Genomic DNA, 19,196 nt, shown 5'->3' on the forward strand with positions numbered 1-19,196 from the left:
TGTTTCACGTGAGTCACGCCCGGACAGTGTTTCACGTGAGTCATTTTCCGATACAGAATTGGGAAAAGATCACGTCGAGCAAATCTTCGGTATCCACAGCGCCCGAAATACGCCCAAGGCGGTCGGACGCCAGTCTCAGATTTTCCGAGCGCAATTCCAGCATATCGCTTGGAAGGGCGAGGCAGGCTTCAATATGCTCAATCGTTTCGGCCAGCAGTCTGGTGTGCCGGTGCCGGGTGGGCAGGATGTCGCCCATATCACCAATCGCTCCGCTGGATCGCGCGATGATGATTTGGATCAGTTCGTCCATTCCCATTCCGGTCGTGGTCGATACGATCAGATCATAGTTCCCTTTTCCCTCAGCAGCCGGTTCGCCCGCCAGATCGCACTTGGTTCCGATCCGCAACATCGGTCGATCCTCAGGCAACTCGGGGAGGGGTTCCGGCTGTGACATATCTTCAAGATAGAGGATGAGATCAGCCGAAGCCGCACGACCCAGAGCCCGCCCGATACCGATCGCTTCCACTTTTCCCGTAGTTTCACGTATGCCGGCCGTGTCGGTGAGCCGCACTTTCATGCCCTCCAGGTCGAGCACGATTTCGACCAGATCACGCGTCGTTCCGGGTTCGTCGGTAACGATCGCCACTTCACGTCGTGCAAGTGCATTGAGCAGGCTGGATTTACCGGCATTGGGAGCGCCAAGAATAACGATGTCAAAGCCATCGCGGATCATCTCCGCACGATGGAACCCTTTGATATGGCTTTTGATCTCCTCCACCATAAGCCGAATGTCAGGCCATATCGTTGCCGAAACGGAACCGGGAATGTCGGATTCGTCGGCGAAATCCATCTCCGCCTCGATCATCGCGCGGCCATGGATCAGCCGCCTGCGCCATTCCAGATAGAGCCCGCTCTGCCGACCTTCGGCATTCAACATGGCGAAGCGTCGTTGCGCCTCGGTTTCAGCCGTCACCAGATCGGCAAGTGATTCCGCTTCGACCAGATCGACCTTGCCGTTGAGGAAAGCGCGCCGGGTGAACTCTCCCGGTTCCGCGAGGCGCAATCCGTCAAGGTCGGTCAGCGCGTCGATCACAGCCTGAACGACGGCGCGGCCGCCATGAACATGAAGCTCGGCCGAGTCCTCGCCGGTAAAGCTGTTGGGGCCCGGAAAGAACAACGCAATGCCCCGGTCCAGCAATGAGCGATCGGCTTTACGCAGGGAGGTATAGCGCGCCTGGCGTGGCGCTGGCACGAATCCAATAATCGTTTCGAGGACGAATCGAGTTTGCGGCCCTGATATACGAATGACCGCGATGCCGGAGGGAAGGCGACCGCTCGATAGCGCCACGATCGAATCCTGGAATATCATTTGCTCGCTACCTTCCATCGCCCTAAGTTCGGGTGCCTGTACTCTTGCCGGGGCCGAAATCGTGATACTTCCCGCCGAAAATCTGCTTTCCGACCAAACCAGCCCCTATCTGCGCCAGCACAGCGGCAATCCGGTTCACTGGCGGCCGTGGTCGCCGCAATCGCTTGCGGAGGCGCGGCAGACGCAGAAGCCGATTCTGCTGTCGGTCGGCTATGCGGCCTGCCATTGGTGCCACGTAATGGCCCATGAAAGCTTCGAAAACGAAGATGTGGCCGCCGTCATGAACCGTCTGTTCGTCAATATCAAGGTCGACCGCGAGGAACGGCCCGATATCGACCAGATCTACATGGCGGCACTTACGGCGATGGGCGAGCAGGGGGGCTGGCCGTTGACCATGTTTCTCACGCCCGACGCAAAACCCTTCTGGGGTGGAACCTATTTTCCGAGGGAAACGCGCTACGGCCGGCCGGGCTTCATTCAGGTTCTGGAAGCCGTGAACAAGGCCTGGCAGGAAAAGCAGCAAAGCCTTGCCGAGAGCGCCGAGCAGCTCAGCGCGCATGTCGAAACCCGGCTTGCCGCCACTCATACCCCAACAGAACTTGATGGAAAGCTCCTGACTGCCCTGGCCGACGGCATTTTCGGCATGATGGATCGGCAAGCCGGCGGATTGCGCGGCGCGCCAAAGTTTCCCAACGCCCCCTTCATGCAAACGCTGTGGCTGAACTGGCTCGTCAACGGCGCCGCAACACACCGCGATGCCGTCATCGACAGCCTCGCGCATATGCTGCGCGGCGGCATCTACGACCATGTCGGCGGCGGTCTGGCACGCTACGCGACGGATGCCGAATGGCTGGTGCCGCATTTTGAAAAAATGCTCTACGACAACGCACAGCTGTTGCGTCAGGCCAACTGGGCGCTTGCCGCAAACGGCAATGAGTTGTTTCGTGTCCGAATCGAAGAGACCGTGATCTGGCTTCTGCGGGAAATGCGGATCGAAGGGAGCGGCTTTGCCTCCAGCCTGGATGCGGACAGCGAAGGCGAAGAGGGCCTGTTCTACACCTGGAACAATGCGGAAGTCGCCGAGGCCCTGGGGGAGGATTCTGCAAAGTTTGCCAGCAGTTTCACCCTTTCGGCGCCGGTGAATTGGGAGGGAAAACCCATTATCCACCAGACACCGGCCCAAACCGCCCATGAGGTGGAGCACCGCGAGGAAACCACCCGTCTCAAGAAGGCGCTGCTGACAGCGCGCGCACATCGCGTGCGGCCGGGTCGCGACGACAAGGTGCTGGTCGACTGGAACGGTCTTCTGATCGTCGCCCTGGCCGAAACAGGGCGAACTCTAGGCAAGCCGGAATGGATTGAAGCGGCCGAAGCGGCCTGTGCCTTCATCGTCGATCATCGGGACGAGGATGGTCGCCTGCCGCATTCCATTCTGGGCGATCGCGCACTCTATCCCGCACTTTCCAGCGATTATGCGTCCGCTATCAATGCAGCGATCGCGCTTTATGAAGCCACCGGAAAGACGGACTATCTGAAAACGGCGCGGCAGTTTGTGGACATGCTCGACCAATGGTATGCGGACACGGACGGCAATGGCTATTTTCTTACCGCGTCCGACAGCAACGATGTGCCGATCCGCATCCGCGGCGATGTGGACGAGGCCATTCCTTCCGCGACAAGCCAGATCATCGAGGCGCTTGTGCGTCTGGCAAACGTCACCGGGTCGATCGAACTGCAGGAGAAGGCCTGGCGGGTAGCCGAACACGCGGCCGGTCGCAGCAGCAGGCAGCAATATGGGCAGGCCGGCATCGTCAATGCCTGCACGCTGGCAATGAACCCGATGAAGCTGGTGATCGTCGAAGACAGGAACGCCCCCGAATTTGTTCCGGTGGCGAATCGATACCCTGACCCAAGACGGGTTGACATCATTATCGCGCGCGATGCGGCAAACGAATTGCCGGCGCTCCCCGGCGGAGCCTATCCATCGACGGAAAAGGCCGGCGCATATCTGTGCACCGGCCTGAGCTGCCTGCCGATCATCACCGATCCGGATGAACTGACCCGCGTGCTTGGCGGCTGAGCCCCGGCGAACGTTGTTTCCGAAACAGAAGCGGTTACAGCGGTTTTGGGCCGCTGCAACGAACTATCTCATTGTTTTAAAAAGATATTTTCTGAAACCGGGCGTGAGACACGCCCGATTCGACCGGTATCCCCGATAACCTGCCTGACCGATCGCTCAGGTGTTCATCGAATCGAAGAAATCGGAATTCGTCTTGGTCTGCTTGAGCTTGTCGATGAGGAATTCGATCGCGTCGGTCGTCCCCATCGGCGCCAGGATGCGGCGCAGCACGAAGATCTTCTGCAGGTCCTGACGTGGCACCAGCAGGTCTTCCTTGCGGGTGCCGGACTTGAGGATGTCCATTGCCGGGAAGATGCGCTTGTCGGCCACCTTGCGGTCGAGCACGATTTCGGAGTTGCCGGTGCCCTTGAACTCTTCGAAGATCACTGCGTCCATGCGGCTGCCGGTGTCGATCAGCGCGGTGGCGATGATGGTGAGCGAGCCGCCTTCCTCGATGTTGCGCGCCGCACCGAAGAAGCGCTTCGGGCGCTGCAGGGCGTTGGCGTCGACACCGCCGGTCAGCACCTTGCCGGAGGATGGCACGACGGTGTTGTAGGCGCGGCCGAGACGCGTGATGGAATCGAGCAGGATGACCACGTCGCGGCCATGCTCGACAAGACGCTTGGCCTTTTCAATGACCATTTCGGCCACCTGCACGTGGCGCGCGGCCGGCTCGTCGAAGGTCGAGGACACGACCTCGCCCTTCACCGAACGCTGCATGTCGGTCACTTCTTCGGGACGCTCGTCGATCAGCAGCACGATCAGGTAGCATTCGGGGTGATTGGTAGTGATCGAATGGGCGATGTTCTGCAGCAGCACCGTCTTGCCGGTGCGCGGCGGCGCCACGATCAGCCCGCGCTGGCCCTTGCCCAGCGGCGCCACCAGATCGATCACGCGCGGCGAGATGTCCTTGGTGGTCGGGTTGTCGACTTCCATCTTCAGCCGCTCGTTCGGATAAAGCGGCGTCAGATTGTCGAAGTGGATCTTGTGCCGGATCTTTTCCGGATCGTCGAAATTGATGGTGTTGACCTTGAGAAGGGCGAAATAGCGCTCGCCTTCCTTCGGGCTGCGGATCGGTCCTTCAACCGTGTCGCCGGTCTTCAGCGAGAAACGGCGGATCTGCGAGGGCGAGATATAGATATCGTCCGGACCCGGCAGATAGTTGGCGTTGGCCGAGCGCAGGAAGCCGAAGCCGTCCTGCAGCACCTCGACGACACCGTCGCCGATGATCTCGACGTCCTGCGCGGCCAGCTTCTTCAGGATCGCGAACATCAGCTCCTGCTTGCGCATGACGCTGGCATTCTCGACCTCAAGCGATTCGGCGAACGCGACGAGATCGGTCGGCTTCTTGTTCTTGAACTCCTGGAGTTTCATTTCCTGCATGGACGGACTCTGCCTGGGGCTTTGGGAAAAATATCGGCAAATGCGATTAAGCGCCGCGCGCGACCTGTGCAACGGCAAGAGGTGGCGTGGACGAAAAGGAAGGACCCCCTTTTAGCTGCCCGCGCAGCAAAGAGCAAGGTCCCTTTTTGCCGGGCAGGCCGTCAGAAGGGTTTCACGACCACCAGAATGACGATGAGGACCATCAGAACGGTCGGAATCTCGTTGACGATGCGCCAGTGCCGGGCCGGCTTGGTGTTGCGATCTTCCGCAAAACGGCGCACCGAGGCGGAAAGATAGCCGTGCACGCCCGACATCAGGACCACCAGGGCAATCTTGCCGTGCAGCCAGCCGCCCTGGAAGGCAAAGCCCTTCCAGGCGAGCCACAGGCCGAACACCCAGGTGACGATCATGGCCGGATTGATGATGGCGCGCAGCAGGCGGCGCTCCATCACCTTGAAGGTCTCGGACTGCACCGAGCCCTTTTCGGCATCCGCGTGATAAACGAACAGCCGCGGCAGATAGAGCATGCCGGCCATCCAGGAAATGACCGCGATGATGTGGATCGCCTTGGCCCAGGGATAGAAACCGTCGGTGCCGAGCCAGAACAGGAGGCCCGTCAGTACCAGAAGGATGACGATGGCGATCACGGCCCGCTGCATGGCCTTGCCGCCGCTCGATTGTGGCGTGTTCGTTGCGTTCATTTGCCCGAATAGCTCCTCACCTGGCGGATCATCGCCTCGACATGCTCGATCGGCGTTTCCGGCGTGATGCCGTGGCCGAGATTGAACACGAAGGGACCGTCGCCGAGCGCCCGCAGAATGTCGTCCACGCCTTCGCGCAACGCCCGTCCGCCGGCCACCAGCCTCAGCGGGTCGAGATTGCCTTGCACCGCCCCTTGCGCCTGCAATCGGCGCGCCTGCGAGAGCGGCACGGTCCAGTCGAGGCCGAGCCCCGTCACGCCCGTTTTCGAACGATAGGCGTCATAGCGGCTGCCTGCTCCTCGCGGGAAGCCGATCACCGGCACGTCGGGATATACGGCATGCACTTTGCGCACGATCTCGGCGACCGGCTTCACGCAGAAGGCGTCGAACGAGGCTTCATCGAGAATGCCTGCCCAGGAATCGAAGATCTGCACCGTGTCGGCACCCTGTTCGATCTGCCGGATCAGATATTGCGCCGAGTAGTCCGCAAGGATCGACAGCAGCCGTTCCATCGCTTCCGGGTTGCGATAGGCAAACAGCCGCGCCGGTCCCTGATCTGGCGTGCCGTGGCCGGCGATCATATAAGTGGCCAGCGTCCATGGCGCGCCGCAGAAACCGATCAGCGTCGTCTCGGCCGGCAGTTCGCCGCGCAGCCGCTTTACCGTCTCGTAGACCGGCGCGAGATGCTGATGGAAATCGGAACCGTCCAGCCGTTCGACATCGTCGGCCGTCATCGGTGTCATCAGCGGGCCTCGGCCCTCTTCAAAGCGCAGGTCACGGCCGAGCGCATGCGGTACGACGAGAATATCCGAAAACAGGATCGATGCGTCGAAACCGAAGCGCCGGATCGGCTGCAGCGTCACTTCGACGGCAAAATCGGGATTGTAGCAAAGGTCGAGGAACCCTCCCGCCGTCTTGCGCGTTTCCCGATACTCCGGAAGGTAGCGGCCGGCCTGACGCATCATCCAGAGCGGCGTCGGGGAAACGGTCTGGCCCTTCAGAACATCCAGCATGGCGCGTCTTGCGGTCATGGTCGCGTCGTTCTCCCAGTTTGTCCTGAAAATATAATTCTCAAGGAAAAGAGTCTTTTGATTCTTAGACTCTGTTGGAATCGAGAATTGTCACTTATCCACGCAGCCCAACCCGTCGCCAGAAAGCATATTGTCGCGCTTGGCTGGCTGTGGATTGGGGAATTATGGGGATTATCTCAATTCGATTAGGAATTACAAGCGCTTGCGTAGAAGCTTGTTTAAGGCTCTCGGGTGGCCGCGATATGGCGGCTTGCCTTATCCCCATTTCCATCCACGGCCGGGCTGCGAAACTGACAGCGGGGTGAATTGTGGACAAGTCGCCATCTGATACAGTCGCCGGCGACCGCCATCGGCAAAACGCCACCCTTATCCACATTTGACCACAGAGACCGGGCAAAGCTTGTGAACAAACCCCAGAGCTTCTTCCATCTGCACCTGATTTCGGACGCCACCGGCGAAACGCTGCTGGCGGCCGGCCGGGCGGCGTCGGCGCAATACAAGGATGCGCGCGCCATCGAACACATCTACCCGCTGATCCGCACCGAAAAGCAGCTCATGAAGGTGTTCGAGGACATAGAGGAGGAGCCGGGCATCGTGCTCTACACGATGGTGGACCAGAGCCTTGCGCGCATGATCGACAGCCGCTGCGTGGCCATGGGCCTGCCTTACGTCTCGGTGCTGGAGCCGGTGCTTGGCGTGTTCCAGTCTTATCTCGGCACGCCGGCCGGGCGTCGCGTCGGCGCGCAGCATGTGCTCAACGCCGAATATTTCCGGCGCATCGACGCGCTGAACTTCACCATGGAGCATGATGACGGGCAATTGCCCGACGACGTGGACGATGCCGACATCGTGCTGATCGGCATTTCGCGCACCTCCAAGACGCCGACCAGCATCTATCTGGCCAATCGCGGCATCAAGACAGCCAATATCCCTATCGTGCTCGGCGTGCCGCTGCCCGAGAGCCTCGCTTCCGCGACCAAGCCCCTGATCGTCGGGCTTGTCGCCACCGCCGAGCGCATCTCGCAGGTGCGCCAGAACCGGTTGCTCGGCACGACGCCCGGCTTCGAGGGGCAGAGCTACATCGATCGCGCGACGATCAGCGAGGAACTGGCCTATGCAAGGCAGATCTGCACACGCCATGGCTGGCCGATGATCGATGTCAGCCGCCGCTCCATCGAGGAAACCGCGGCGGCAATCGTTGCCCTGCGGAACAAGACGCGATAACGCGTCGTTTCGGAGATTATCGCGCACGCAAAACGCGCGGATGAACCTCGTTTGGCGGAACGAACAGGGTCTGGAGGATTCAGGCGATGGACAGGATCATACTTGCGTCGGGAAGTCCGTTTCGCAAAACCTTGCTCACCAATGCCGGCATCGATTTCACCGTCGCAACGGCCGATCTCGATGAGCGCGCCCTTGAGGCGCCGCTGGAAAACAGCGGCACCGGCCCCGAGGACGTGGCGTTGATCCTGGCGGAAGCCAAGGCGCTCAATGTCAGCGAAAGTCACCCGGATGCGCTGGTCATAGGCTGCGACCAGACGCTGTCGCTTGACGACCGCATTTTCCACAAGCCGCGCGACATGGAGGATGCGCGCCGCCATCTGCTCGACCTTTCGGGCAGGACGCATCAGCTCAACAGTGCGGTCGTGCTGGCCAGGGGCGGCAACACATTGTGGAGCGACGTGCCCATTGCACGCCTCACCATGCGCAAGCTCGACCCCGCCTTCATCGGCCGCCACCTGGCGCGTGTTGGCGACAAGGCGTTGATGAGCGTCGGCGCCTACCAGATCGAAGGCGAAGGCATCCAGCTTTTCGACAGGATCGAGGGCGATTATTTCACCATCGTCGGCCTGCCGCTGTTGCCGCTGCTCAAGAAGCTGCGCGAACTTGGAGCCATCGATGGCTGAACGCAAGGCTTTCGTCTGCGGACACCCGATCGCGCATTCGCGTTCGCCGAAGATTCACGGCTTTTGGCTGAGACAATACGGCATCGACGGCAGCTATGACGCCATCGATGTGGAGCCGGAGGTTTTCGATGATTTTCTGGCGCGGCTGGCCGCGAACGGGCTGGTCGGCGGCAATGTCACCATTCCGCACAAGGAAGCGGCCTTCCGCCTGGTTCAGCGGCGTGCCGCGGCCGCCGAGGCGATCGGCGCGGTCAACACGCTGTGGTTCGAGAACGGCCATCTGTGGGGCGACAATACGGATGCCTATGGTTTTGCCGCCAATCTCGATGAATATGCGCCCGACTGGGACAAGGCCGAAATCGCGCTGGTACTGGGCGCGGGCGGAGCGGCGCGCGCGGTGGTCCATGCGCTGAAGATGCGCGGGTTCAGGCATATCCGCATCGTCAACCGCACCGCGGAGCGCGCGCTGGCGCTGGCGGATGCGTTCGGTGAAGGGGTTTCGGGCCATCCGCTTGCGGCAAGCGGCGAATTCCTGCCCGACACCGGGCTCCTCGTCAACACGACCTCGCTCGGCATGCATGGCAGTGGCGAATTGCCGGTCGATCCGTCGGCCTTGCCCGCCCATGCCATCGTCACCGACATCGTCTATGTGCCGCTGGAAACGCCGCTGCTTGCGGTGGCAAGGGCGCGCGGGCTGAAGACCGTGGACGGCCTCGGCATGCTGCTGCATCAGGCCGTGCCGGGCTTCGAGCGCTGGTTCGGCGTGCGGCCCGAGGTGACGCGGAAGCTGCGCGAGCTGATCGTGGCCGACCTGGGTGTGGCGGCATGATCGTGCTGGGGCTCACAGGGTCGATAGGCATGGGCAAATCGACTGCCGGCAGGATGTTTTCGGAAGCCGGCGTGCCGGTGCATGATTCGGACGAGGCCGTGCATCGGCTCTATGCCGGCAAAGCCGCTCCGCTGGTGGAAGCTGCATTTCCCGGCACTGTTCGCGACGGCGTCGTCGATCGCGCCGAGCTTTCCAGGCGGGTGCTCGGCAAGCCCGAGGCGTTGAAAAAGCTCGAGGGGGTCATCCACCCTCTGGTGCGTGCCGATGCCGAAGCCTTTCTGGCGCAGAGCCGCGCGTCCGGAGCACCGCTGGCCGTGCTCGACATACCGCTGCTGTTTGAAACCGGCGGACGCGACCGCGTCGACAAGGTCGTCGTGGTCAGCGCCTCGGCCGAAGCGCAGCGCGAGCGCGTGCTTGCCCGCCCGGGCATGACCGAAGAAAAATTCGCCAGCATTCTGGCGCGTCAGGTGCCTGACGCCGAAAAGCGCCGGCAGGCCGATTTCGTTATCGACACGAGCGGCTCGTTCGATCGCACGAGGCAGGCGGTGCAGCGGCTGATCGCCTCGCTCGTCGGGGAAAAGCCGCATTCTCCTGCCAACTGACCCTTGCGGCCTCAGGCGGTCGCGGTCATGATTCATGAGGTTTCCGCCGGTCGACGGCGGTGACCGGCACCAGCTTCGAGAGAACCGGCAAGCCTTCGGGAAGCCACTCAGCATCGTAACTACTGCGCCAGTCCGCCCATGTGCGAGAATGGCGCTGAATGGAGTGATTCGTTGCGCGAAATCATCTTCGATACGGAAACCACCGGCCTCGACGCGCGCGAGGATCGCATCATCGAGATCGGCGCGGTGGAGATGGTCAACCGGTTTCCGACCGGAAACACGTTCCATGTCTACATCAATCCGCAGGGCAGGCAGGTCCATCCCGACGCGCTTGCCGTCCACGGCATCAGCAATGAACGCCTTGTCAACGAGAAAACCTTCCCTGAGATCGTTGATCAGTTCCTGGCTTTTTTCGATGGCGCGAAGCTGATCGCGCACAATGCCAATTTTGACATCGGCTTCATCAATGCCGAACTGGCGCGGCTCGATTTCCCGGCGGTGGACAATGAGCGGGTGGTGGATTCGCTGGCGCTCGCGCGCCGCAAGCACCCGATGGGGCCGAATTCGCTCGACGCGCTGTGCCGGCGCTACGGCATCAACAACAGCCACCGCACATTCCACGGCGCCTTGCTCGACTCCCAGCTTCTGGCCGAAGTCTATATCGAGTTGGTCGGCGGCAGGCAGGCGGCGCTCATCCTCGACGCGGGCAGCCAGTCGGGCGGCGAGGATTTTGGCGGCCAGGCTACGGTCACCATCGGCCAGCGTCCGGTGCCGTTGGCTCCGCGCATCACGGATGCCGAGCGCGCGGCCCATGCGAAACTGGTCGAGAAACTGGGCGAGAAATCGATCTGGCAGCGTTTCGGCGCATCGGACGAAGAGCGCGAAGCCGCTCTTGGATAAGGGTCGCTTGAAGTTCTTCTATCAGACAAAAAACCCGGCACGAGGCCGGGTTTTTCATGAAAAGTCGCTGCTGCGCTGGGCTTAGCTGACCTGCACCTTGGCAGCCGCCTGGTCCTCGGCGATCTTCTGCTGGAACATCTGCGCGAAGTCGATCGGGTCGAGCATCAGCGGCGGGAAGCCGCCATTGCGGGTGGCGTCGGCGATGATCTGGCGCGCGAAGGGAAACAGCAGGCGCGGGCACTCGATGAAGAGCAGCGGCAGCATGTGCTCCTGCGGGAACCCTTCGATCTTGAAGACGCCGCCATAGACCAGCTCGACGTTGAACAGCACTTCCTTGTCGAAAGCCGCCTTGGCCGAGAGCGTCAGGTTGACGTCGAATTCCTTGTCCGAAAGCGGATTGGCGTTGACGTTGACGTTGATGTTGATGCCGGGCGCCTTGTCGCGGCCGCGCAGCGAGTTGGGCGCGCCGGGGCTCTCGAAGGAGAGGTCCTTCACATATTGTGCAAGCACGTTGAGCGAAGGCTGCGCACCGGCGGCATTGCCGTTTCCGTTGCCGACCGGCTGGTTCTCGTCATTGGCCATGAGCCATCTTCCTCTTTGCGTTCAGCCGCCGGGCGGCCCCGATTGAAATCGAGCGTTGGCTAGCATGGCCTTCATGTCAAGACAAGGTTTTGGCCGGGCTGCCGTCGCGGGCGGGTTTTGCGTCTCTAGTCGTCGCCAAGACGCCGCCAGGGCGAATTCGGATCGGCGTCGCGCGAATAGTCGGCTTCGTCGAGGTCGATGGTCCGGCTTTGACCCTGCCGGCGCGAAAAGCCGCCCATGCCGCCATAATTCACCGTGAAATCCACGCGCTTGCGCAAAAAATTCCAGCCGAAATCGCGCACCGGCGGCAGGAACAGCAAAATGCCGAGAATATCGGTGAAGAAGCCCGGCAAAAGAAGCAGGATGCCTGCCAAAAGGATCATCACGCCATGGGCGAGGTCGCGGCTGGGGTCGCGCCCGGCCTCGATCTCATTGCGGATGCGCGCCATCACGCCAAAACCCTGATGTCGCAAAAGCATGCCGCCGGCGATGCTGGCGGCGATGGTGAGCCCCAGCGTCGGAAAAACGCCGATCTGCCGGCCGACGATGACGAAGCCGGCGATTTCGATCAGCGGAAGCAGCAAAAGAAGGGAGGGAATGAGGGAAACGCGCACGAACCAGCCTGTTTTTCGGGTTTTTGACCTGGGTTGCATCAAAATGTCCAGCGGCCAACGCTGGCGCATCCTACATTAGATAGGTAAGCATGGCTTTCATTTGAATGATGGCAGCATGCGTTCTATATGCATTGGAACAGAGGGCGCTGAAATGCCGGAGCGGTGAGAGTGCCGTTTCGGCACGGCCGAAGACAAGGGATTGATGGCGGAAGATATGGAATTTTTCGACTTCGGCACATTGTTCTTTCTGATCGCGGCCGTCGTGATCTTCTTTCAGCTGCGCAACGTGCTGGGGCGCCGCACCGGCAATGAGCGTCCGCCGTTCGATCCCTATACGGCCGCCCGCACCGGCGACAAGGATGCCGCCCAAAAATCCGAAAATGTGGTGTCCCTGCCGCGCAAGCGTGGTCCGGCCGACAATGACGATGCCTATGCGGCCATTGATGCCGTCGCCAAGCCCGACACCGATCTGAACAGGGGCCTGCGCGCCATCAAGGATGCCGATGCGAGCTTCGAGCCCAAATCCTTCGTCGACGGCGCCAAGATGGCCTATGAGATGATCGTCATGGCCTATGCCGACGGCGACCGCAAAACGCTGAAGAACCTGCTTTCGCGCGAGGTCTATGACGGTTTCGTCGCCGCCATCTCAGACCGCGAGGCGCGCTCGGAAAAGATCCAGTCCTCCTTCGTCGGCATCGACAAGGCCGATATCGTCGCCGCCGAAGTGAAGAACGGCGAGGCCCACATCACGCTGCGGATCATCAGCGAGCTTATTTCGGCCACCCGCGACAAGGCCGGCGAGGTGATCGACGGCGATCCCGAAACGGTGGCCGAGGTCAAGGACGTATGGACTTTCGCGCGCGATGCACGCTCGCGCGACCCGAACTGGAAGCTCGTCGCGACCGAAGAAGAAGAGTGACCGTCGTTCAGGGGCCGGTCCGGTGGCGCTGTCGCCTGTCTTCCGCATCGTCTCCTTCGGCGATCTTCCCGGCTGGCGCCAGGACGACCAGACCGATGCCTACGCAGCCTTTCGCCGCTGCGCCTTCCATGTGCTGACCAAACCCTATCGCACCGGCGCGCTGGGTGTGGAGTTTTCCGCTTTCGCGGATGCCTATGCGGATGCGCGCGCATCCGGGCGGCAGGATGCCCGTGCCTTCTTCGAGCGCCATTTTGTGCCGGCGCGCGTCGCGCCGGACGACAGACCGTCGGGCTTCGTGACCGGATTCTACGAGCCGGAAGTGGTGGCCTCTCTTGTAAGAACGGATCGTTTCACCGTGCCGCTGCTCGCGCGGCCGGACGATCTGCTTGATGTGGACGATGGCAATCGGCCGGACGGGATGGACCCTTACCTTGCCTTTGCGCGCCAAACGCCTGACGGGCTCGCCGAATATTTCGACCGGCAGGCCATCGAACGGGGCGCGCTGGAAGGGCAGGGGCTGGAAATCGCCTGGCTGACCGATCCGGTGGATGGATTCTTCGTCCATGTGCAGGGTGCTGCACGGCTGAAAATGACGGACGGCTCGCTGCGGCGTGTGACCTATGCGGCGAAATCCGGCCAGCGTTTCACCGGGCCTGGCGGGGTGCTGGCCGAACTGGGCGAAATCCCGCTGGAAAAGATCACCATGCAGTCGATCCGGGCATGGTTCAAAGCCAATCCGGGGCGGGTGAACGAGATATTGTGGCGCAACCGCTCCTATATCTTCTTCCGCGAGGCTGCGGTTGAACGAGCCGAGCTGGGGCCGATCGCGGCGGCAAAAGTGCCGCTGACGCCCGGCCGTTCCATGGCGGTGGACCGGCTGCTGCATACATTCGGCACGCCGTTCTTCATTGACGCCCCGAAGCTGACGGCCTTCGGCGGCGCTGGCTTCCGCCGGCTGATGATCGCGCAGGACACCGGCTCGGCCATCACCGGTCCGGCGCGAGGCGATCTTTTCGCCGGTTCCGGTGATGCTGCCGGCGAGATCGCCGGTGTGGTGCGCGCCGATGCCGATTTCTTCGCGCTGGTCCCGCGCGGCCTCATCGGCGGGGCCGCGTCATGAGCAAGGCCCCCAAGACACTCAGCGACGAGGATCGCATCCTCTGGAGCCTGGTTGCCCGCTCGACCAAACCGTTGAAGGGTCGAGCTGCGGTCGAAGTCCCGCCCGAACCGGCGATGACCATGGAACAGGCCATGGCCGCGACGGAAAAGCCCACTCCGAAGCCGGCATCCCCGCAGCGCCAGGCCAGGCCCGGGCAGGCCGTCACCACTTCGCTCGATGCGCCGACGCACGAAAAGCTCGCCAGGGGCCGCTTGCCGATAGAGGGCAGGGTCGATCTGCACGGGCTGACGCAGGAGGAGGCCTATTCGCTGCTTTTGTCCTTCCTCGGCCGCGCACATGCCGGCGGTGTGCGCTATGTGCTCGTCATCACGGGCAAGGGGTCTTCGTCGGGCGGCGAGGGGGTGTTGCGGCGGGCCGTGCCCGGCTGGCTTGCCACGCCGCCTTTCCGCATGCTGGTCAGCAGCCACGACCATGCCGCGCGCCACCATGGCGGCGGCGGGGCTCTCTATGTGCGGCTGCGCCGCCACGCGGCGCGACGCCCATGACGCCGCTGGGGGAAAGGCTGCGGGCGCTGCGGCGCGAGCGCGGCGTCAGCCAGAAGGACATGGCCGCCGCAATCGGCGTCAGCGCGGCCTATCTGTCGGCGCTCGAGCATGGCCGGCGCGGCGCGCCGACCTGGGCGCTCCTGCAGAAGATCATCGGCTATTTCAACGTCATCTGGGACGATGCGGAAGAGCTTCAGCATCTGGCCGAAACATCGCATCCGCGCGTGGTGATCGACACCTCCGGCCTGTCGCCGGCCGCGACCGCGTTGGCCAATCATCTCGCCGCCAGCATAGGCCGGCTGGCCGAGGATGACATCAAGGGCCTGATCGCGCAGGTGGAGAAGGCGCGCAAGCGCCGGCGCTGAGGCCAAAAGCCCTAAAACAGCGCCTGCAATTCGGGTAGCTTCTCATTGACCAGCCAGCCGTAATAGTTTTCTTCCGGCAGCTTTTGTTCCCGCCCTTCGGCCTGCCGGCGCAGGTTTTCGGCTTTCAGCGCATAGGCGCGCGCTTCCGGGCCGCCGACATTGTAGAGCGTGGCGGTGATGCCGGGATTCCGCGAAATGTCGAAGCCGGCGATGTCGCGATAGGCGTCGATGGAGGTTTTCAGGATCGCGGCCACATAGGGCAGCGTCAGGTCGGGGTCCATGATCGTCTCATAGACCTTGTTGGGATCCGCCGCATCGAGCTTCGGCAGGCCAGAGACGCGCTGCACCATGTCGCTCACCTCCAGCGCGGTCAGCGGATTGAGCTGGCCGATGCCGAAGGTCTGCCCGGCATAGAGCGGCTGGAAGAAGGTGGCGCTGAAACGGTCGTCGGGAAAGCTTGTCCCGCCCACCGCCCTGCCGCGGAACTGTCGGTTCCAGACCGTCTCGCGGCAGGCCCACAGGTCGTAGCTGTCGGTCTTGGCCGCGCAGGACGCGAATTCCGGCCGTTTGACGAAATCCGTCACGTTCTCGCCGCGGTAGCTGAAGGTCAGGCCGCTGGAGAGATAGGACGCGGCCTTGACGTAATAGGTCTGAAGCCGGTCGTAGGCGTCGACATTGTAGGTGTGCTCGCCGACGATCGCGCCGACCATGTGCATCGGGTCGATGCGGTAGGCGGCGGCCGTCTCGCGGATCTTGGCGCGCAGCTTGCCGTCATTCTTCAGAAGTGCATAGACCTTGCGGTATTTGGCGTCGAATGTGGTGTTGCTGGCCTTGGTGCGGCGGGTCGAGGCGCCGGGCACGGCGGGTTGCGCGATATGGCGGTTGCCGGGCGGCACCAGCGTCGACGCGTGCGCCTGCGGGGTGCTCCACGCGAGTGCGAGCGCAATTGCCGGAATGGATCGTTTTTTCATGCGCCGCCGCGTCTCGGGATAGCCATAAGGCCGGCAAATTAGAAAAAGCACCCGACGGAGTCGAGTGCAATTCTGTCACGCCCGCCGCTGGGATGCCGGCGGGCGTGAATCGCATCAGAGAATGAAGCGCGACAGGTCGGTGTTGCGCGACAGGTCGCCGACATGCTTCTGCACATAGTCGGCATCAATGGTGATCGTCGTGCCGGAACGGTCGGGCGCGTCGAAGGAGATTTCATCGAGCACGCGCTCCATCACCGTCTGCAGGCGCCGCGCGCCGATATTCTCGACGCTCTCGTTGAGATCGACGGCAATGCCGGCCAGCGCGTCGATGGCGTCGTCGGTGAAGTCCAGCTTCACGCCTTCCGTCTCCATCAGGGCGATGTACTGCTTGATCAGGCTGGCTTCCGTTTCCGTCAGGATGCGGCGGAAGTCGTTCTTGTCCAGCGCACGCAATTCCACGCGGATCGGCAGGCGACCCTGAAGCTCGGGCAGCAGGTCCGACGGCTTGGAGACATGGAACGCGCCCGAGGCGATGAACAATATGTGATCGGTCTTCACCGGCCCGTATTTGGTCGCAACGGTCGTGCCTTCCACCAGCGGCAGCAGGTCGCGCTGCACGCCCTCGCGCGAGGGGCCGCCCGAAATGTCGCTGCGGGCCGCGATCTTGTCGATTTCGTCGAGGAAGACGATACCGTCATTTTCGGCCGATTCCATTGCGCGCCGCACCACCTCGTCCTGGTCGAGCAGCTTGTCGGATTCGTCGGCGATCAGCAGTTCGTAGGACTCCTTCACCGTGGTCTTGCGCATCTTCGTGCGCCGCCCGCCCATCGCCTTGCTCAGCATGTCGTTGATGTTGAGCACGCCGATATTGGCGCCCGGCATGCCGGGTATGTCGAAGCCGGGCATGCCGCCGGTGCCGGTGTCGGCCACCTCGATCTCGATTTCCTTGTCATCGAGTTCGCCGTCGCGCAGCTTCTTGCGGAAGGAGTCGCGCGTCGCGGGGCTTGCCGTCTTGCCGACCAGCGCTTCCAGAACGCGTTCCTCGGCGTTCAGGTGGGCGCGCGCCTTGACGTCCTCGCGCATCTTTTCGCGCGTCAGGCCGATGGCCACCTCGACCAGATCGCGCACGATCTGCTCGACGTCGCGGCCGACATAGCCCACCTCGGTGAACTTGGTCGCCTCGACCTTGACGAAGGGCGCGGCGGCAAGCTTGGCCAGGCGGCGCGAAATCTCGGTCTTGCCGACGCCGGTGGGGCCGATCATCAGGATGTTCTTGGGCATCACCTCTTCGCGCATCTGGCCGTCGAGCTGCTGGCGGCGCCAGCGGTTGCGCAGGGCGATCGCCACGGCGCGCTTGGCCTCCTTCTGGCCGATGATGAAGCGGTCGAGTTCCGAAACGGTTTCGCGGGGAGAGAAATTGCTCATGTTGCTACAACCCATTTTGCCACTGCTTGATGAACTCGAACGGATGCAGCAGCATGATCACGTTGAGTGTCAGATTGTCCCGGATGAGGTAGCCGACGCCGATCTCGAAAACGAGGGCGAGGCTCACGATCACCCATATAGGTAGCCGCGCGGCCATCACAAATCCCAGTACCATCGCCAGCGTGTCCGAGACCGAGTTGATGATGCTGTCGCCGTAATAGTCGAGCGAGATCGTGCCTTCCCGGTAGCGGTTGATGATGAAATCGCTGTTTTCGACGATTTCCCAGGCGCCTTCGACGAAGATCGCCAGACCCAGCCTGAGCCAGATCGAGCGACCCGGCAGCACCAGCCATGCCAGGAGATAGAACAGGAAGCCGTGGATGATGTGCGAGAAGGTGTACCAGTCGGCGATGTGCTGGGAGTTCTCCGAACTCTGCACGATGCCGTGCCACAACTTCACATAGCCGCATTCGCAGATCGGCGTGCGCCCCATCAGATAGAGGATCAGCGCCTGTGCCGCGATCAGCCCGGCCGCGATGGCGAGCCCCACCGGCCATGAAATGCGCCAGCCTTTCTCTGTGACGTCCTTCGCAGCCGTGTCGCTCATGGTTCCTCCTCCATGTCGTCATTGTCGATGGCCATCAGCAGGACTTCGCCGTGCTCGCCCGCCCTGCGCCCGATCGGTCGGAAGCCGGCTTTCTCATAGGCGCGGATGGCGGCCGCATTGGCCGGGTCCGGATCGACGATGACGCGCGGCGCGCCCTCCTCGAACAGCATTTCGAGGAACGCACCGATCAGCCGGGTGCCGTGACCCTTTCCGATCAGGTCAGGCTCGCCGATGAACTGGTCGATGCCCAGCGTGCCGCTGGGTTGGCCCTGATAGGGGTTTTCGTCTTCCAGATGCGGATCGTAGCTCTGGATGTAGCCGATCGGCCTGCCGTCGAGCTCGATGATGAAGGGCTCGACGGAAATGCTGTCGATGTGGCTGCCTATGCCTTCCAGCTCGCTTGCCTTGTCGCCCCACCAGGCCGCGACATGCGGCTCGGCGAGCCAGCGGGCAAGAAGCTTCATGTCCTTGCCCGTCAGCGGACGGAACGCATAATCGTGCGGCACCTCAGGCGGCATCCAGCGCTTCGACGGTGAAGCTGTGATTGGTGTAGACGCAGATGTCGGCCGCGATCTCCATCGCCTTGCGGGCGATTTCCTCGGCGTCCTTGTCCGTGTCCATCAGCGCGCGCGCGGCGGCCAGCGCATAGTTGCCGCCCGAGCCGATGGCCATCACGCCGAATTCGGGCTCCAGCACGTCGCCCGTGCCGGTCAGAGCCAGCGACACGTTCTTGTCGGCCACCAGCATCATCGCTTCCAGCCGGCGCAGGTAGCGGTCGGTGCGCCAGTCCTTGGCGAGTTCCACGCAGGCGCGCGTCAACTGGTCGGGATATTGCTCGAGCTTGGTTTCGAGGCGTTCCAGAAGCGTGAAGGCATCGGCCGTGGCGCCCGCGAAGCCGGCGATGACATTGCCCTTGCCGAGCCTGCGCACCTTGCGCGCATTTCCCTTCATGATGGTCTGGCCGAGGCTTACCTGGCCGTCACCGGCGATGACGACCTTGCCGCCCTTGCGCACGGTCACGATCGTGGTGCCGTGCATGATCAATTCATTGGACATATATGGCTCCGATTCGCGCCATCCCCTGAAGGCAATTGGCGCGGTACGAGTAATGTTGCGACCTTATGTATGTCGACGGATTTCGAATGCAAAGGGTGTAGGCTTCGTTGCTGCAGCGCAGCGCGATGCAACTGGAAATCGCCCGGCCATG

General features: G+C 62.4%; 21 protein-coding genes. 10 read left to right on the forward strand and 11 right to left on the reverse strand.

What is annotated here, in order from left to right; all coding sequences use genetic code 11:
- Positions 1–40: 40 nt before the first annotated feature.
- Positions 41–1,369 carry a tRNA uridine-5-carboxymethylaminomethyl(34) synthesis GTPase MnmE gene (mnmE, locus tag C7441_RS17530; protein WP_109613991.1) on the reverse strand — a complete coding sequence of 443 codons (1,329 nt, stop codon included), beginning with the start codon at positions 1,367–1,369 and terminating at the stop codon, positions 41–43.
- A gap of 61 nt (positions 1,370–1,430) precedes the next feature.
- Between mnmE and C7441_RS17535 the strand changes: the two genes are divergently transcribed.
- Positions 1,431–3,449, forward strand: a complete 2,019-nt coding sequence (locus C7441_RS17535) for a thioredoxin domain-containing protein (protein WP_109613992.1) — start codon at positions 1,431–1,433, stop codon at positions 3,447–3,449.
- A 156-nt stretch (positions 3,450–3,605) separates the two neighbouring features.
- Here C7441_RS17535 and rho read toward each other — a convergent pair whose 3' ends face one another.
- From rho to hemE, 3 genes are all read right to left on the reverse strand, one after another.
- Complete coding sequence (gene rho, locus C7441_RS17540; protein ID WP_109613993.1) at positions 3,606–4,871, reverse strand: transcription termination factor Rho; 1,266 nt, start codon at positions 4,869–4,871, stop codon at positions 3,606–3,608.
- A 161-nt stretch (positions 4,872–5,032) separates the two neighbouring features.
- The gene (gene hemJ / locus C7441_RS17545) at positions 5,033–5,572 is read right to left on the reverse strand and encodes a protoporphyrinogen oxidase HemJ (protein ID WP_109613994.1); all 540 of its coding nucleotides are present in this window, start codon (positions 5,570–5,572) and stop codon (positions 5,033–5,035) included.
- Positions 5,569–6,603: a uroporphyrinogen decarboxylase gene (gene hemE / locus C7441_RS17550; RefSeq protein ID WP_109613995.1), complete on the reverse strand. Its 1,035-nt coding sequence runs from the start codon at positions 6,601–6,603 to the stop codon at positions 5,569–5,571. The genes hemJ and hemE overlap by 4 nt, the downstream gene beginning before the upstream one ends.
- A 402-nt stretch (positions 6,604–7,005) precedes the next feature.
- On the opposite strand from hemE, the gene C7441_RS17555 reads away from it, so the two are divergent.
- From C7441_RS17555 to dnaQ, 5 genes are all read left to right on the forward strand, one after another.
- Positions 7,006–7,827 (forward strand): pyruvate, water dikinase regulatory protein, encoded by an 822-nt coding sequence (locus C7441_RS17555; protein ID WP_019170890.1) that lies wholly within the window; start codon positions 7,006–7,008, stop codon positions 7,825–7,827.
- A gap of 86 nt (positions 7,828–7,913) precedes the next feature.
- Positions 7,914–8,510, forward strand: a complete 597-nt coding sequence (locus C7441_RS17560) for a Maf-like protein (protein ID WP_019170891.1) — start codon at positions 7,914–7,916, stop codon at positions 8,508–8,510.
- The gene (locus C7441_RS17565; protein ID WP_109613996.1) at positions 8,503–9,339 is read left to right on the forward strand and encodes a shikimate dehydrogenase; all 837 of its coding nucleotides are present in this window, start codon (positions 8,503–8,505) and stop codon (positions 9,337–9,339) included. Before C7441_RS17560 ends, C7441_RS17565 begins: the two co-directional genes overlap by 8 nt.
- Positions 9,336–9,941 (forward strand): dephospho-CoA kinase, encoded by a 606-nt coding sequence (gene coaE / locus C7441_RS17570; RefSeq protein ID WP_109613997.1) that lies wholly within the window; start codon positions 9,336–9,338, stop codon positions 9,939–9,941. Before C7441_RS17565 ends, coaE begins: the two co-directional genes overlap by 4 nt.
- A gap of 171 nt (positions 9,942–10,112) precedes the next feature.
- On the forward strand, positions 10,113–10,841 hold the full coding sequence (gene dnaQ, locus C7441_RS17575; RefSeq protein WP_109614040.1) for a DNA polymerase III subunit epsilon: 729 nt from the start codon (positions 10,113–10,115) through the stop codon (positions 10,839–10,841).
- Between the two features lie 81 nt (positions 10,842–10,922).
- On the opposite strand, the gene secB is transcribed toward dnaQ, so the two are convergent.
- Both secB and C7441_RS17585 read right to left on the reverse strand, forming a co-directional pair.
- Entirely contained in the window at positions 10,923–11,423 is a 501-nt protein-coding gene (gene secB / locus C7441_RS17580) for a protein-export chaperone SecB (protein WP_019170895.1), read from the reverse strand.
- Positions 11,424–11,548: 125 nt separating this feature from the next.
- Entirely contained in the window at positions 11,549–12,037 is a 489-nt protein-coding gene (locus C7441_RS17585) for an FxsA family protein (protein WP_026060130.1), read from the reverse strand.
- A 214-nt stretch (positions 12,038–12,251) separates the two neighbouring features.
- Between C7441_RS17585 and C7441_RS17590 the strand changes: the two genes are divergently transcribed.
- Genes C7441_RS17590 through C7441_RS17605 form a run of 4 tightly spaced genes read left to right on the forward strand, consistent with a single transcriptional unit; the run spans position 12,252 to position 14,986 of the window.
- Complete coding sequence (locus tag C7441_RS17590) at positions 12,252–12,956, forward strand: Tim44/TimA family putative adaptor protein (protein WP_026060131.1); 705 nt, start codon at positions 12,252–12,254, stop codon at positions 12,954–12,956.
- A 22-nt stretch (positions 12,957–12,978) separates the two neighbouring features.
- Positions 12,979–14,076 carry a murein transglycosylase A gene (mltA, locus tag C7441_RS17595; RefSeq protein ID WP_109613998.1) on the forward strand — a complete coding sequence of 366 codons (1,098 nt, stop codon included), beginning with the start codon at positions 12,979–12,981 and terminating at the stop codon, positions 14,074–14,076.
- Positions 14,073–14,621, forward strand: coding sequence for a Smr/MutS family protein (locus C7441_RS17600; RefSeq protein ID WP_109613999.1), 549 nt, complete (start codon positions 14,073–14,075; stop codon positions 14,619–14,621). The genes mltA and C7441_RS17600 overlap by 4 nt, the downstream gene beginning before the upstream one ends.
- Complete coding sequence (locus tag C7441_RS17605) at positions 14,618–14,986, forward strand: helix-turn-helix domain-containing protein (protein WP_019170900.1); 369 nt, start codon at positions 14,618–14,620, stop codon at positions 14,984–14,986. The genes C7441_RS17600 and C7441_RS17605 overlap by 4 nt, the downstream gene beginning before the upstream one ends.
- Before the next feature lie 11 nt (positions 14,987–14,997).
- On the opposite strand, the gene C7441_RS17610 is transcribed toward C7441_RS17605, so the two are convergent.
- From C7441_RS17610 to hslV, 5 genes are all read right to left on the reverse strand, one after another.
- Complete coding sequence (locus C7441_RS17610; protein WP_109614000.1) at positions 14,998–15,957, reverse strand: DUF1402 family protein; 960 nt, start codon at positions 15,955–15,957, stop codon at positions 14,998–15,000.
- Positions 15,958–16,071: 114 nt separating this feature from the next.
- On the reverse strand, positions 16,072–17,382 hold the full coding sequence (gene hslU, locus C7441_RS17615; protein WP_109614001.1) for an ATP-dependent protease ATPase subunit HslU: 1,311 nt from the start codon (positions 17,380–17,382) through the stop codon (positions 16,072–16,074).
- A 4-nt stretch (positions 17,383–17,386) separates the two neighbouring features.
- A complete protein-coding gene (locus C7441_RS17620; protein WP_109614002.1) occupies positions 17,387–17,989 on the reverse strand; it encodes a DUF2585 domain-containing protein in 603 nt (200 codons plus the stop codon).
- Positions 17,986–18,507 (reverse strand): GNAT family N-acetyltransferase, encoded by a 522-nt coding sequence (locus C7441_RS17625; protein ID WP_109614003.1) that lies wholly within the window; start codon positions 18,505–18,507, stop codon positions 17,986–17,988. The genes C7441_RS17620 and C7441_RS17625 overlap by 4 nt, the downstream gene beginning before the upstream one ends.
- The gene (gene hslV / locus C7441_RS17630) at positions 18,497–19,045 is read right to left on the reverse strand and encodes an ATP-dependent protease subunit HslV (RefSeq protein WP_109614004.1); all 549 of its coding nucleotides are present in this window, start codon (positions 19,043–19,045) and stop codon (positions 18,497–18,499) included. Before hslV ends, C7441_RS17625 begins: the two co-directional genes overlap by 11 nt.
- Positions 19,046–19,196 lie beyond the last annotated feature (151 nt).

Source organism: Pseudaminobacter salicylatoxidans (genome assembly GCF_003148475.1).
In the GTDB taxonomy this organism is placed as follows: domain Bacteria; phylum Pseudomonadota; class Alphaproteobacteria; order Rhizobiales; family Rhizobiaceae; genus Pseudaminobacter; species Pseudaminobacter salicylatoxidans.